Genomic DNA, 14,171 nt, shown 5'->3' with positions numbered 1-14,171 from the left:
GTTCCATGGTGCGCATTTCTCCACCTGCTGGGTTGAACTACTCCACGATCGAGTAGTGGAGAAATGCATACTGACGAAATCTGAAGCCCGATTCAATGTGTGTTCGGCGGACGCTTACTTTTCATCGGATAGCCACGCGCCAACAATACCAATACTTCGTATTGCCGGGGAGTAAGGCCTAGCATTTGGCATTCCGAATTTGCAGGCGGGGCGATCTTGGTCTTGGTTTCCGCAGGAGGCGGCCATTTAACCGGTTCGTACAGTGGTACGAGGGACTGTGGCACCTTGCTGACATTAGGCCGTAACGGGAAACAACTTCCTCCCGCCAGTACTAGCCGTACCGAAGCCTGCAACACTTCGGGTGGGACGTTCTTGGGAACATACCCTGCAACAGAATGGGGCAGGCCCTTTAGCGAATTTGGCATCTCGCTGCTTTCCGAAAGCAGCAACATGGCTTTCGGGGAATAGGCTCGATCTGCGGCGGTTGTCAGTTCGTAAATGTCTTCCATTGACGAGACCGACAACAACAGCAGATTGCATTCGCGCGAGTTCGGATGTTCCCCTGAAAGATGGGCGTAGTCTGTTCCTTCAAGCGTCGCGCCCGGCGCGACGTCTGAAAGCAATTGCAAGATGCCGAGCCTGAGCAAGGGATGGGGCTCGACGACAATAATAATCGGCATTCGTTTTCCTAAATTCGGCGCTGCGAGCGTCGATAGGAGGCTGAAGTGCCCGCTTAAGGTCTTAGAGCGTTACTGCCCTTACTGCATTACAACAGGGCAATCAACATCCACGACTTGTCGCAGTATATTCAGCCAACTGTCAAGTCTCGCACCTGGCGAAACAAAATGATTCATCTGAATCATTACGTTTTATATGGTATGGGTAGCCGACACAATATGCAAGTATTCATTTACCTTAGTAATGTGCCGTAAGTCTTTACCCTAACTGACTAAATTATTTGGTGCTAGCTTAATTCGGGCAATCGAAATGGTAACTTCGGTCGGGGACTCCGGCCTGAGATAAGACCAAATCTATTTTGCACTGGTCATTCGGGGAACGATTCAACGACATCCGCGACAAGGCGACGGGAACATTTGCTACAGTGCTTACTATGCCGCCCTGTCCCATTACCGACTTACCGCCATCCCCCTCTTTGGTCGTACGCACTTTGTAGCGCAGCGTCATATTCTCGCTGCTCTTCACGTATGGCACGATGACGGTCGGTTGAGCCCTGGCAAAAGTTTCCAGCCACACCTGTATATCGTTGTCTGCGATCATTGCTGTTCCCCCATATTAATTAATCCGGCGTGGCGATTACACAACGCGTTCCTTTAGGTAAACGTCGTGCAATCGTTTACATCTTCGCGAGCAAGCGTCATACCTATTCGCGATCCTCGAGGTGTTGTGCCCTTATGTCGTTTTAGCGTCTGCTCTGCATGATGGATGCGACGTTGTTGTAACCGCCCGACTGCGTAATCGTTGCGATCTTGTTTGAGCCGGATTGGGTAATGGTCGCTTCGTGGTTTACGCCAGACTGGTTAATGTCGGCCCGAAGATTCTGGCCGGTTTGGGTCAACGTAGCATCATGGCCCCAGCCTGCCTGCGTAACGGTGGCGATAAGATCATTGCCGGATTGGATGACATCGGTCTCGTTATGGCGTCCGTTTTGACTGACAGTTGCACGGTCACGCCCCTTGCCCCCGCCGTATTGCTCAATATCTGCTCTATTATTTTTACCACTCTGGACGATATGTGCATCAACCCGGCTGCCGCTTTGTGTTACACCGCCCACGTTGTGCCAGCCTTCAATCTGGTTGATATAAGCAACTTGATAGCTGCCCTTGCCATGCCGGCTTTGATCGATAACTGCAGTTCCGATGTTGCCGGTTTGTTTGATTTCGGCTTCGCTACTAATAACACCGTTTTGACTGATGAACCCATCGTTGCGGATTCCGTCCTGGCTAATCTTAGCCACGGATAAATCGGCCCCGTACTGTTCAATTTGCGCGAGGTTATCCCAGCCACCTTGCCAGATCGTTGCCTGTTCGGTGGCCATGGCTGCGGTGGCGCCGTAGGCCAAGGTAATGCCAAGGGCGATTGCAGACAGTTTGATGCTCATTGTATTTCTCCTCTAGGTAAAGACCACATTTTTTAATTTCGGGCCCGGCGGTCTTTGGAACCGGGTTTCCGTACAACCCACGTTTTACTGGTCGGACGTTCAGTTTGAGATTGCTACAGCGGCTGTTTTGGTAGCTTCTGCAGTGGGGTCAGTAATTGGATATCTCGCGTAGTTATTCTCTTCGCGGAGGTATTCCTGGATAATGGGCAGATTCCAGTCGCTTTCATTTTTCAGCATCCAGTTTCTGTCCTTTAGCCCCTGAACGGTTAGGTGCAGAACAGCTGCCTCTATGGCTTCTTTTACGCACAGTTGTGCCGGCTCGTTACCGGTAACGCCGGCCTCGATCTCGAGCAAGTCCTTGAAGTTCACGAACTTATAGACGCTGGGGCGCACTTCATACGAGTAGATGGTCTTGGTAGTGGATACTGTTTGCAGTACCTGTCCTGTTCTTATATCGACACTGCGTAGACCAATAGTCACTTGGTCCATACGGTATTGAGTCGACACACCGACCCCCAGGAAGCGTGCCCCCAAGCCGCCTGTACGTACATTGCTTTCGTAGGAAATAATTCCTCCATCGATAAGAACCGATGCTGGCACCAGAGCCGGGATATTAATTTCCGGGGCATCCTTGTTCTGGGATCCGTCCAAGGCCCGCACAATCCGCCTTTCGGTCAAAAGTTCCTGCAAGCTTTCCCGTTCTACCGGTGTAAACCATCCCGATTCTTTCAAGGCTTTGACCAGCATTGACGCTGCACCTTGTGTCACTGACGTCGAAAATGAGCTGTCTGGTTGAGGCTTGTATTGGCCGGTTTGGTCCCGGAATCCGTAAACTGCGACCACTACCTTGCCTTTCGGCGGTGGCAGCTTGCGCAAGTCGTGCGATGAAGGGGTTGGTGGAGTCAGTTTCGCCGAGGCGGTAACGGCTACCGGAGTACTAGGAACAGCACATGCACCTAACAAACTGCATAGGAGCAGGGTCATGCCAATTCGTGAAATGCCCGCATACCGGTTGCTATATTCCAGGCCGCGCTTCATGCTGGATTACTCACATGGAAGATCGTGGACGCGCCTGTCAACTTGTCGGTTGTCGTGACGGTCAGATCATTGGGGTTTGCTGGCGACACCACAACATTGATGACGAAATTAGTGGTTTCCAACCGACCTGGTACAAAGTTTCCATTGGCATCCATAATCTGCGAACTGGCCGCGCTGGAGAGCCGGCCTATGACATTGCGCTCAATCGATTCATTCAGCAATTGCGCCGGTGTCTTCTCTTTGAATTCCTCGGCGCCCATGTCGGGGTTGGTATGCTTGTTTGTAGCCAAAGCTGAATTCAATAGGACAGGTCCGTTTAAGGGGCTGCCGCCAAATGATGGATTCAACGGGTAATAAACCAGTTCGGTTGCCGCAGCTTGGCTGAGCATTGCCCATGACGCAAAAAACAGGGCGCTACGCAGGCGGTATTCGTTTTTCTTTGACACGATTGCTCCTTTCATTTACATCTCCTCAGGCCCAAGATCAGGGCTTTTGACCATAATGCGTTCGACTTCGCTGTTATTGATATTCTGGTAAACCGTCTCTACTGCCATCGCACTGATTTTTTTGGTCGCTGCGCGGGCGGGTGGCAAAAACGTGTGGAACATACGTTTTTGTCGGAACTGCACCCAGATTTCACTGCCAAAGCGTGCCGACGGGCGCTCATGAATGGAAATCGTGAATTGGCTGCCAACGTCTTTTTCGCGCCAACGAGAGGTGAAGTGCTGATAAAAATCTTTGCCAAGTACCGTTATGGTGCGATTGACGACAACACCTGCAAGGGGGTCATCAAAAACACTTTTCCTGCCGCCAGTGACGCCCGGTATGCCACTGGTTCCGGCCGGACCATCAACGCGGGTTTTCTGCCCAGGGTCCTTGCGTGCTATTAATTTTTCGGGTACATCCCTGGTCACCGAAGGGTTTGCGCCATAAGCAGCAAAGCTACACAGCGCAAAGGCAATAGACCCTGCCAGGGTTACCTCGAACAGACGCATCTAATCCTCTCCCAACCGCAGTCACGTTATTTATTTTCGTTAGGCGTTACGGCGGGGTGTGCCAGTTCGTTAGTGGTCTTTTTCCCCCGCTTCTTGTTGTTACACATTTGATTCTTTTTTTAACGAAAGAAACGAAATGCATGGGGATATCTTAAGGTCCTACGCTGATCGATACATGCGGAATACAGCCTACGATCCGCTCCGCTTTACGTCTGGGAGTAGCAACCCTTATTAGGCCGAATGGCGGAAGTCGACGAGGGAGATGGCATAGCAGTTTCAGGCCACAGAGATCGTGGACTTTGTGCCGGCTTACCAATAAGGAAAGAACCCCGAGCCGGTTACATCCAGTCTTTTTTAGCCTTATTCCTTCGCATCGTCCATATGAACGACGGCCGACTCGAGGAAAAGTTTTGGATGCGGATTTAGGCGAGCTTACATTGGGCTGGTCGCGTTAATTACCCAACGGGCTAGCGGCTAGTGGCGAGATATCGCCAGGTACGGTTTTAATCCACTCGGCGTTATGTATTCCGAGATCACGGCATCCTCGCTCTTGAGGGTTGATCTGGGAGGTGATGTCCTCTATAACCCCTGGACAAGCTATTCCATTAGTAAGGCGGGGTACATTATTCATAATGCGCTTCGCAGCGCCAGAAAAGATCTCGAGTGCGCCATTCACACCCACACAATAGATGGCGTCGCAGTTTCCACGATGAAGCGCGGGCTTTTGCCGTTTACCCAGACAGCCATGCGGTTCCGACAGGTCCCCTATCATCACCACGAAGCTGTTGCATTGAGTAAGGGCGAACGCGGGCGCTTAATTGCCGATATGGCGGACGCCGACGTTATGGTTCTGCGTAATCACGGCCTTTTAGCGGCTGGTCCTACAGTCCAAGAGGCATTCAACAACATTTACCGGCTGCAGCGCGCGTGCGCCATTCAACTTAAGGCGATGGCGGCCAACACCGAATTGATAGTTCCATCTGAGCCTATCATCGCGTCGACCAACGATCAGCTAAGCGTCCAGTCTTGCGCTGATCACCCTGGTGAGCGCAAGGCCTATGGAATAACGGAATGGGCAGCGTTAATAAGAATGCTCGATAGGAAGGACGACAGCTATAAGCAGTAGGCTCATATCTCGCACCGACAAGGCGGACCAAGGTGACGCACTATTCGGGCCCATGGCCATGGTGCGGAATTGGATGGTTGCCGGTTTAGTTGACTGCATGAGCGCTCACGGGTGGCTCCGCATATCACCCTACGGAAATTCAGCGCATGCCTTAAGACCTGTGGAGCGCATCCAGCGCGGCGACATTGATTGTGCTTGCTCCGCAGGCTTGGACCAATTCGGCATCGTGACTGGCGAATAGCACGACGCGATCCCGGGACCAGGTCTTGAACTGTGCGGCGAGCACAGCCCGAGCCCGCGCGTCTAACCCGTCGCTGGGGCCGTCCGCGATGACGGCAGCTGGCTGACCCAGGGCGGCGGCCGTCAGGAAGACCTTTCGGCGCGTCCCCGTCGACATCTGTTCGAAGCGCTTGTCCAGATGCGGTTCCAGCCCCAATTTGTATGCCACATCGAGCACGGCATCGTCGAGTATTGTGTTCTTTTCCAAGGCGACTTGTTCGAGTAATCTGCGCCCCGTTTGCTTCGGAATCGCCAAGCAATTATCGGGAATATAGGCCATGCGGGCTTTGGCTTGAAGCGGAGTTTTTATCAGCGAATGTCCGTCGATCCAGACGTCTCCTGCATCCGGCGCGATCACGCCCGCGATGATGCCGAGCAAACTGGATTTGCCGGTGCTGCCTTCTTCGCATAGCGCCACGCATCCAGGCGGGAACGTATGAGTCAGCCCCTGGAATAGTAGATGGTCACCATAGCGCTTGCTGAGATTGTCGATGCGTAGCATGCGGCAAGTGTACGCATGAATGCGGCGCGCGGCTAGATCTCATACCAAACGGAGCCAATTACCCCCCTTCAGGTGAAAAGGTGACGCATCTTGAATTGTTGATGTGGTAATCGCTTTCGAAACCTTCTGATAGGAAAGATCCCCGCGCTGGCAACGTGCAAGTTCGACGAGACAGCATTTCTATTGCGCGTTTTCATACACTTCAATGGTCAACGCAGTGAAGATGCTTCAGTAACATCGCCTACGACGTATTGGGCTGGTCGACCGTAAAGACGGTAGATAGAATCAACCGTGTTTGCAAGAAGAATAATTTATAACGACAACTGGAGACAAACTTGAAAAACCTACTATCTTTGGGTCGCGGCACGCTTGCTCTGACATTCGCTGCCGCAGCCACGGCATCCTGGGCGCAGACACCGCCAGCCCCCGCATGGAAGCAGGGCATGCCGGCCAGCATGTCTTCGTCCACTCTGGCGCCCATGGCCGGTAAGTTGACGGTCACGCCTGCGTCAGAGATTCCGATCGATAAGCTGAGTATGCCGGCCGGCTTTAAAGCCGAGATCTGGGCGACCGGCTTGCCGGGCGGACGCGCGATGGCGCGCGGCGACGATGGCAAGGTTTATGTCGGCACCCGCGGCATAGGTCGCGTCTATGAAGTGACTGACGCGGGCGGTTCGCGCAGCGTGCGCACGGTGGCGGACAAACTGAATCAACCCGCAGGCGTTGCCTTCAAAGATGGTTCTTTATACGTGATGGCCATCGACAAGGTGTTGCGCTACGACGGCATCGAGAAGAACCCCACTGCGGCGCCAGTGGACATGACCGAAAAGTTCAGCTTGCCGCCCGAGCAGCACCACAACTGGAAATACATCGCTTTCGGTCCTGACGGTAAGCTCTACGTTCCGTTCGGAGCGCCTTGCAATATATGCGAACTGCCCACTCAAGAATATGCGCAGATTCGCCGCTACAACGCCGATGGCTCCGGCATGGAGGTGCTTGCCCAAGGCGTGCGCAACAGCGTAGGCTTTGACTGGCATCCAGCAACCCAGGAACTGTGGTTCAGCAACCATGGACGCGACTGGATGGGCGACGACGTTCCAAACGATACGTTGAACCGTATCAGCAAGACGGGCCTTAACTTCGGCTTCCCGTACTGCCATCAGGGCAATGTGGCTGATCCGGACATCAATAAGGCCGATGCTTGCGAAGGCGTGGAGCAGCCCGTGGCACTGATGGGGCCCCATGCCGCTTCGCTGGGCGTCGCCTTTTATACCGGCGACATGTTTCCTGCTGAATACCGCAATGCCTTGTTGGCGGCACGCAAAGGCTCATGGAATCGCAGCAAGAAAACCGGCTTTGACGTGGTGATGGTCAAGGCGGATGCCGATGGTAAGAACGCCAAGGTCGAGCCTTTTCTCACCGGGTTCATGAATGAAGCGGACCAGTCCTTCTGGGGCCGTCCCGCTTATCTTATGCAGATGCCCGACGGCGCCATGCTGGTATCCGACGAGCAGAACGGTGCCATTTACCGCATAAGCTACAGCAAGTAAGCGTATGCATTTGTCATTTAGTTTCGGGGCTTTGTTGTCTTGGAAGGCGGTCCTGCTGGCCGCCTTCTTCAGCGGCCTGACGTCCGGGGCGCAAGCGCAAAATATCAGCGCGAAGCTGATGCGTTGCGTCGCGTGTCACGGGGCTGACGGCAATTCCCAACAAGAGGGTGTGCCGTCGTTGGCGAGCCAACCCAAGATTTTCATCGAGAACCAGTTGGTGATGATTCGGGAAGGTATGCGCAACATCCCCATTATGCAGGGTGTGCTGGACGGCGTGACAGATGAGGAGCTTACGGCCATGGCCACGCATTATGCTGCCTTGCCCCTGACAAGCCCGCCTGCGGACCGCCAGCAATCGCTGTATGTTATGGGCGAGAAGCTTGCGCGCGAGATGCGTTGCGGCACTTGTCACCTGCCCAACTACGTGGGGCGTGAACAGATGCCGCGGCTGGCAGGACAACGCGAGGACTACTTGCTACAAAGCATGCGGCAGTTCAAGTCGAACCAGGCGGTGGGACGCGACACGATCATGGCGGCGGCACTGTATGGCGCCAGCGACGACGACATCAAGGCACTTGCATATTTTATGTCGAGAACGACGCCTTGACGCAAGGGATAACCCGGCACCGCATTACCGTACCTTTACACAAGCTTGTCAATGTCGCCGGCAGCAGGCTACATGTTCGTGATGCGTTGTTGTTGATGGGCAGCAATCGCGTTCCGCGCCTTTGGAGCAACGTTCGTGGCTAACGCTGTGATGTTGACACCATGGCGCTGCGCCTCAGTTCGAGACGCAACCGTCGTGGTCCGCATGCCGTCGAGTTTGAACACGCTGACGACTTGCGCGAGATTGTCGGCTTGATCCTGCATCGATTCGGCAGCGGCAGCGGCTTCTTCCACTAGCGATGCGTTTTGCTGGGTCACTTGGTCCATCTTGCGCGCGCAGCTTCCACCGCCGCGTTCAACGCGAGGATATTGGTCTGGAAGGCAATGCCGTCAATGACGCCAATGATGTCCACGATTTTTTTGGCCGAGTCATTGATTGAGCCCATCGTGTCGACAACTTGTGATACTACGGCGCCGCCTTTGACGGCAACGTTCGAAGCCGAGACCGCCAGTTCATTGGCCTGCAGGACGTTGCCGGCATTCTGCTTTACGGTCGCGGAAAGTTCTTCCATCGATGATGCGGTTTCTTCGAGCGAACTGGCCTGCTGTGTGGTGCGCGACGATAGGTCGAGATTGCCTGCTGCGATTTGGCTCGAAGCGGTGGCGATGGTGTCGGTACCGATGCGCACTTGGCTGACGATAGTCACCAGACAGTCGTTCATGTTCTTTAGTGCCTTCAGCAGCGCATCCAGCTCATCATTGGTTGAAACGGCAATGGATCGGGTTAGATCGCCGCTTGCCACGGCTTCGGCAATATCGACAGCTTCGCGAATAGGCCGTGTGATGCCGGCTGTCAGTAACCATGAGCAGAAAACGCTTCTCTCTGTAATTGATTTGGTGATGTGGTTTGGGTAATGTGGTTTCGCGCCATTTGCCGGCGCCGGCATGATCTGCTCGGACGCCAGCGTGATGACATCCGATACGCAGTGTGAGTGTTGTTAACGGCACGCTTTCATGGACATTGAGGGATGAAAATAATTAAACTGCGCCTTGCTTACCGCAAAAGCGAGCGACCTGCGGTCTGCTGCTCTGGGTTCAAGCAAGCGTTGGCTTTTGCGTTAGTCGTTTAACGGCGGCGTCGCATACTGACATTGGTTTTTACCCCAGCAACTAGCGCCCGATATTGGCCGGTAGCCTGAAGGCTGTGGGCGGCTGGGTTAGTGGTGTGCGCTTATGATTTCGCTTAGCATCAGAGGGTGCTGAAGGTGGAATAATTATTATGAGATCGGCTTATGGACTTTGAAGGCGTTGGACATGTGAAGCACGTCATAGCAGGGCTAACGGACCACTGCGATATATGTCGAACGCTTCGGCAATTTTCCGGTTTCGATGCAAGCCCGCTTTCAGGCCCGAGCGGTTCGACAACGCCGGGGCTGGCATCATTCCCAGGGTAGTGCTATCCGCCGAGATAATCATGCGAGCGCGCCTGGCTGCGAATGCGGCCAGGAGCAAGAGTCTTTGCGTTTTCGAAACCAGGCTTAAGGTTCACCGTTGCGGCCGAATGCACGAAAGCCCGGGCGTTCGCTCAAGCGCTCGTAATAGTCGACGATCGCCGGACACCACGGCCGCTCGATTCTTGTTGCATAGGTAGCGGCAAATCGTATTTGATGCCCACAGGACAAAATCGCGGTCAATGATTGCCGGGACCATGGAATTGGGATTTGCCGCACTTTACTATGCTAAGCGGCCATCGACGTATGCCTTGGCGCGGCAGGCCTCAAGCAGGAAGTCCACGAATGTCCTTACTTTCAAAGACAGGTGCCGGCCATGAGGATAAATCACTGAAAACGGGCGCGAGCAGCCGCCTTGCGCAGACAACACTTCGACCAGCGTTTTCCTGCGCAGATCTTCTTCGACCGTGAATCGGTAGGCCTGAAACAGGCCCCCGCCGCTGCGCGCCAATGTCACACCGGAAAGCACGTCCTCATAAAGACAATAATTGCCGGTCGTTGCCACGTCGAGTGTTTTTCCTTTTTCGCGGAATAGCCAGGGAACCGGACGACCCGTGCTGGGCAGTACAAAGTTGATGCAGTCGTGCTGCGCGAGTGCGGCGATAGACTCTGGAATGCCCGCCCGCGAAAGGTATTCGGGCGCCGCCACGACGACAAGCTCCGCGTCTTCCAATTTGCGGGCGATAAAAGTGGAGTCGGCCGGCGCACGGGCGCGTATGGCGAGGTCGTAACCTTCGTCGACAAAATCGATATTGCGATTGCTGACGTGGACGTCAACCCGTATCTCCGGATACAGGGCATGAAATCCTGGCAGCAACGGAAGTACGCGATGGTGCCCGTAGGTCGTCGGCACGCTGATTCGCAGCACACCCGAAGGCACGATTTGCCGTCCGGTCAGTGCACGTTCAGCATCGACCAACTGCGCCAGTGCTTGTCTGCATTGTTCGAAATAGCGGCGCCCATCGTCAGTCAAATTGACTTGGCGTGTCGTACGCACGAACAGACGCACGCCGAGACGCGCCTCCAGCCGCGATACGGAGCGACTAACGGCAGCCGGCGTCACGCCGACTACATTGGCCGCAGCGGTAAAGCTGCCGCATTCGGCGGCTGCACAGAAAAGCTCAATGCTTCCCACCAGGACGTCTTGGAAATGGCGTCTCATATATTACGTGGTGTATTAAATAAATTGCCTGGACTGATATTTATTATTGATCATAGCATCAATAAACTGTGGCCTTGATGCTGATACGCCTCTGCTTCAGCGACATTGAAAGCTAACTTTTTAAGGACAAACAATGAAACTTCATTTCTCGCCAGGTGCCTGCTCGCTCGTGCCGCATATCCTATTACGCGAAACCAAACTGCCGCACACGTTGGCCAAGGTCGACACAGGTACGCATCGCACCGAAAGCGGGGCTGACTTTTACACGATCAATCCAAAAGGGTATGTGCCGATGCTGGAACTTGAGAATGGCCAACGGCTTTCAGAGGGACCTGTTATCGCGCAATACATAGCCGACCGTGCACGCCGCGAAGACCTTATGCCTGCCGCCGGATCGATGGCACGCTATCGTGTGATGGAGTGGCAGAACTACATCACTTCCGAGCTGCACAAATCGTTCAGCCCGCTGTTCAATCCGGCGCTGAACACATCGGCCAAGGAAGTCTTCGTCGCATCCTTGCGCAAGAAATTTGAATGGGTGTCGAGCCAGCTGCGCAGCGGCGCCTACCTTACCGGTGACAACCTTACTGCCGCGGACGCCTATCTCTTCACGGTAGCGGGCTGGTCCAAATATGTCGGGCTGGATCTTTCGGATTATGTGCATTTATCTGTATTTCTCAAGCGTGTTGCATCACACTCGGCAGTGCAAGAAGCAATGAAGGCTGAGGGTCTGCTGACAGCCGGTTAATAACACCATCCGCTCCGCAAACTGCGGAGCAGACAGCATTGGGAGCCCTAATCATGTGGAAAAATACTGAAGTGGCGCGCCGCCTCGGCTTGGCGGCGCCAATCATCCAGGGACCGTTCGGCGGTGGCATTTCGTCGGTCGATCTGGTTGTTGCCGTTTGTGAAGCCGGCGGTCTTGGCTCATACGGCGTGCATCATCTCGATGCGAAGGGCATTCGCGAAGTCGCGATCCAGATCCGCGCGGGCACATCGCGTCCGTTCGCATTGAATTTATGGATTCCGCTAGATGACGCCGACGACCCGCAGATAGATGACGCGACATTTGTACGCAATGCCACCTTGCTGGAACCGTATTTTACCGAGCTGGGTTTAGCGTCACCGCGACGACCGGAGCGGTTCGCGCCGCCGTATGCCGAGCAGATTGAGGCGGTGCTTGAAGCGCGTCCGGCGGTTTTCAGTTTTGTTTTTGGGATCCCTTCGCAAAGCGTATTGCGGCGTTGCCGCGAACTTGGCATTGTGACGCTTGGCGCAGCGACCACGGTAGACGAGGCGATTGCATTGGAACATGCCGGAGTCGACATGATCGTCGCGACCGGTTTCGAGGCAGGGGGGCATCGCGTATCATTCTTGTGCAGCGCCGAAGAATCGCTATCCGGTACCTTTTCCCTTGTACCGCAAGTGGTCGATGCCGTGCGCATTCCTGTGATAGCTGCAGGTGGCATCGGCGACGCGCGCGGAGTTGCAGCCGCGCTGGCACTTGGCGCGCACGGCGTGCAAATCGGCACAGCGTTTCTTGCGTGCGTAGAATCCAATGCAGACGCGACTCATCGCAAGATGCTTTTCAGCCCAGAGGCACGCTACACGGGCTTGACAAGGGTATTCAGCGGCAGGCTTGCGCGGGGCATACGGAACCGCCTGATGAACGAGCTGCAAGCGCACGAGACGCAGATACCGCAATACCCCATACAGAGCTGGTTCACTGGCATCATGAAGAAGGCCGCGCGTGAGCAGGAACGTTCCGATCTGATGTCGATATGGTGCGGCCAGGCGGCCCCGCTGCTTAGGCATCGCGATGCCCGCTCACTCATGGCTGCACTGATCAAGGAAACATCAACGATCACCAGTGCGACGCGTACAGGTAATCCGTAGCCGTCAATCGTGATTGGAGAGGCAAACGGTCCGGCTCCATCGCAGTGCTCATGTCGGCTTCAGTGAACTCGGCATGAGTAAGGTGATTGATCTGCTCCTTTCAAACTAGTAGAAAGCGTCATCCACAGCGCCTTAAAGCCGATACTTTCGAATGTTACCTGGATAGGGCTCCATAAAGTGAGTTCGGAGGAGCATGGCAACGATGCTAGAATATTCTGGTCGTGCAGCGCCTGAGCGATGCGTGAGAGAAATAGGCGCAACCGAAGTTAGCCGAGGCCGCTCCTATGAACTCGCTGCTGATCGAAGTTCGTCACAATCCCACGCTCTGGCTGCTGGCCTTCGTGCCCGTGGTGTTCGTCACCCAGTGGGTCGCGCCTGAAGCCCATACGTTACTATTCGTGCTATCCGTCCTGGCCATCGTGCCACTGGCCGTGCTACTGAGCCACGCCACCGAATCGGTAGCGGCCAAGACGGGCGATGCGGTTGGCGGCCTGCTCAACGCCACACTCGGAAACTTGACCGAACTCATCATTGCGCTGGCAGCGTTGCGCGCCGGACAATACGCGTTGGTGAAAGCCTCCATCGCCGGGGCGATTGTCGCCAACTCCTTGTTCATGTTGGGTGCGTCGTTGCTGCTCGGCGGACTCAAGTACCACGTGCAGGAATACAACCTTGGCAACGCCCGTCTACAAGCGGGCCTGCTCTTCCTGGCTACGATCGCGTTGTTGGTGCCCTCGGCGGTGTCTGGAGCCGATTCCACGGCGGGATCAGCGTTTACCGACAAGTTAAGCGTGAGTCTGTCTGTGCTGCTCATCGCCGCCTACGGACTGGGCCTGCTGTTCACGCTTGGGACACATCGCGAATTTTTCGGTAGCGCGGATCATGCCGAAGCCGGCGAGGCGCCGTGGCCAATGCGATTGGCCCTGACCACGCTGGCTGGCGTCACTATCCTGATCGCGCTGGTAAGCGAGGTCTTCATCGAATCCGTGCAGCAAGCGGCGGTAGCGTTCGGGATGACACCCGCATTCGTAGGTTTTGTCGTCGTGGCGCTGGTTGGCGCTGCGGCGGAGATGGCCACGGCCTTTTCCGCCGCGCGCAAGAATCGCCTGGACCTGAGTGTGAGCATCGCGCTGGGGAGCTCGGCCCAGATCGCGCTCTTCGTCGCCCCAGTGTTAGTGCTCCTCAGTTACGTCATTGGGCCGACACCGATGAATCTGCAATTCTGGCCAGGCGCAGTGATCATGATGATCATCGCCACCATGACCGTGTCGCTGGTGACCAACAGCGGGCGTTCGGCCTGGTTTGTCGGAGTGCTCGCACTGTTGGTGTACCTGATTTTCGCGATGACGCTTTATCTATTGCCACCGGTGGTTCAGTGATCAGCCTT

Annotated in this window: 16 protein-coding genes and 1 pseudogene; 6 read left to right on the top strand and 11 right to left on the bottom strand. The window is 55.1% G+C overall.

The window, feature by feature from the left end; translation table 11 throughout:
• Nucleotides 1–92 precede the first annotated feature (92 nt).
• The 6 genes from EKL30_RS18270 to EKL30_RS18245 form a co-directional block, all read right to left on the bottom strand.
• Nucleotides 93–680, bottom strand: a complete 588-nt coding sequence (locus tag EKL30_RS18270) for a response regulator transcription factor (protein WP_126708682.1) — start codon at nt 678–680, stop codon at nt 93–95.
• Between the two features lie 289 nt (nt 681–969).
• Complete coding sequence (gene csgH / locus EKL30_RS18265; RefSeq protein ID WP_126708681.1) at nt 970–1,278, bottom strand: curli-like amyloid fiber formation chaperone CsgH; 309 nt, start codon at nt 1,276–1,278, stop codon at nt 970–972.
• 142 nt (nt 1,279–1,420) lie between these two features.
• Nucleotides 1,421–2,119, bottom strand: coding sequence for a hypothetical protein (locus tag EKL30_RS18260; RefSeq protein ID WP_126708680.1), 699 nt, complete (start codon nt 2,117–2,119; stop codon nt 1,421–1,423).
• Between the two features lie 99 nt (nt 2,120–2,218).
• Nucleotides 2,219–3,103: a CsgG/HfaB family protein gene (locus EKL30_RS18255; protein ID WP_233583258.1), complete on the bottom strand. Its 885-nt coding sequence runs from the start codon at nt 3,101–3,103 to the stop codon at nt 2,219–2,221.
• Between the two features lie 50 nt (nt 3,104–3,153).
• Nucleotides 3,154–3,618 carry a curli assembly protein CsgF gene (locus tag EKL30_RS18250; protein ID WP_199748605.1) on the bottom strand — a complete coding sequence of 155 codons (465 nt, stop codon included), beginning with the start codon at nt 3,616–3,618 and terminating at the stop codon, nt 3,154–3,156.
• Nucleotides 3,619–4,152 (bottom strand): curli production assembly/transport protein CsgE, encoded by a 534-nt coding sequence (locus EKL30_RS18245; protein ID WP_233583256.1) that lies wholly within the window; start codon nt 4,150–4,152, stop codon nt 3,619–3,621.
• A gap of 487 nt (nt 4,153–4,639) precedes the next feature.
• Between EKL30_RS18245 and EKL30_RS18240 the strand changes: the two genes are divergently transcribed.
• Nucleotides 4,640–5,278, top strand: a complete 639-nt coding sequence (locus EKL30_RS18240; protein ID WP_255414715.1) for a class II aldolase/adducin family protein — start codon at nt 4,640–4,642, stop codon at nt 5,276–5,278.
• 151 nt (nt 5,279–5,429) lie between these two features.
• Here EKL30_RS18240 and EKL30_RS18235 read toward each other — a convergent pair whose 3' ends face one another.
• Nucleotides 5,430–6,059 (bottom strand): ATP-binding cassette domain-containing protein, encoded by a 630-nt coding sequence (locus tag EKL30_RS18235; protein WP_126708677.1) that lies wholly within the window; start codon nt 6,057–6,059, stop codon nt 5,430–5,432.
• Between the two features lie 335 nt (nt 6,060–6,394).
• Here EKL30_RS18235 and EKL30_RS18230 point away from each other — a divergent pair, with 335 nt between their 5' ends.
• Both EKL30_RS18230 and EKL30_RS18225 read left to right on the top strand, forming a co-directional pair.
• Nucleotides 6,395–7,609 carry a sorbosone dehydrogenase family protein gene (locus tag EKL30_RS18230; protein ID WP_233583254.1) on the top strand — a complete coding sequence of 405 codons (1,215 nt, stop codon included), beginning with the start codon at nt 6,395–6,397 and terminating at the stop codon, nt 7,607–7,609.
• Between the two features lie 4 nt (nt 7,610–7,613).
• Entirely contained in the window at nt 7,614–8,216 is a 603-nt protein-coding gene (locus tag EKL30_RS18225) for a cytochrome c (protein WP_126708676.1), read from the top strand.
• Nucleotides 8,217–8,284: 68 nt separating this feature from the next.
• Here EKL30_RS18225 and EKL30_RS18220 read toward each other — a convergent pair.
• From EKL30_RS18220 to EKL30_RS18210, 4 genes and pseudogenes are all read right to left on the bottom strand, one after another.
• Nucleotides 8,285–9,081, bottom strand: a pseudogene (locus EKL30_RS18220) (methyl-accepting chemotaxis protein); the annotation flags it as partial.
• 460 nt (nt 9,082–9,541) lie between these two features.
• Nucleotides 9,542–9,691: a hypothetical protein gene (locus EKL30_RS18895; RefSeq protein WP_158618442.1), complete on the bottom strand. Its 150-nt coding sequence runs from the start codon at nt 9,689–9,691 to the stop codon at nt 9,542–9,544.
• A gap of 69 nt (nt 9,692–9,760) precedes the next feature.
• The gene (locus EKL30_RS19520) at nt 9,761–9,925 is read right to left on the bottom strand and encodes a hypothetical protein (RefSeq protein WP_199748604.1); all 165 of its coding nucleotides are present in this window, start codon (nt 9,923–9,925) and stop codon (nt 9,761–9,763) included.
• Nucleotides 9,926–9,949: 24 nt separating this feature from the next.
• Nucleotides 9,950–10,888, bottom strand: a complete 939-nt coding sequence (locus EKL30_RS18210) for a LysR family transcriptional regulator (protein ID WP_126708675.1) — start codon at nt 10,886–10,888, stop codon at nt 9,950–9,952.
• A gap of 133 nt (nt 10,889–11,021) precedes the next feature.
• Here EKL30_RS18210 and gstA point away from each other — a divergent pair, with 133 nt between their 5' ends.
• The 3 genes from gstA to cax all read left to right on the top strand — a co-directional run bounded on the left by gstA (nt 11,022) and on the right by cax (nt 14,163).
• The gene (gene gstA / locus EKL30_RS18205; RefSeq protein ID WP_126708674.1) at nt 11,022–11,636 is read left to right on the top strand and encodes a glutathione transferase GstA; all 615 of its coding nucleotides are present in this window, start codon (nt 11,022–11,024) and stop codon (nt 11,634–11,636) included.
• A 53-nt stretch (nt 11,637–11,689) separates the two neighbouring features.
• A complete protein-coding gene (locus tag EKL30_RS18200) occupies nt 11,690–12,784 on the top strand; it encodes a nitronate monooxygenase family protein (protein ID WP_126708673.1) in 1,095 nt (364 codons plus the stop codon).
• Between the two features lie 284 nt (nt 12,785–13,068).
• Nucleotides 13,069–14,163, top strand: coding sequence for a calcium/proton exchanger (gene cax, locus EKL30_RS18195; RefSeq protein ID WP_126708672.1), 1,095 nt, complete (start codon nt 13,069–13,071; stop codon nt 14,161–14,163).
• Nucleotides 14,164–14,171: the final 8 nt, after the last annotated feature.

This window comes from Candidimonas sp. SYP-B2681 (genome assembly GCF_003971065.1).
GTDB lineage: Bacteria > Pseudomonadota > Gammaproteobacteria > Burkholderiales > Burkholderiaceae_B > Pollutimonas.
Note: the sequence above shows the minus strand (reverse complement) of the source record. Positions and strands in the feature narration are given on the sequence as shown.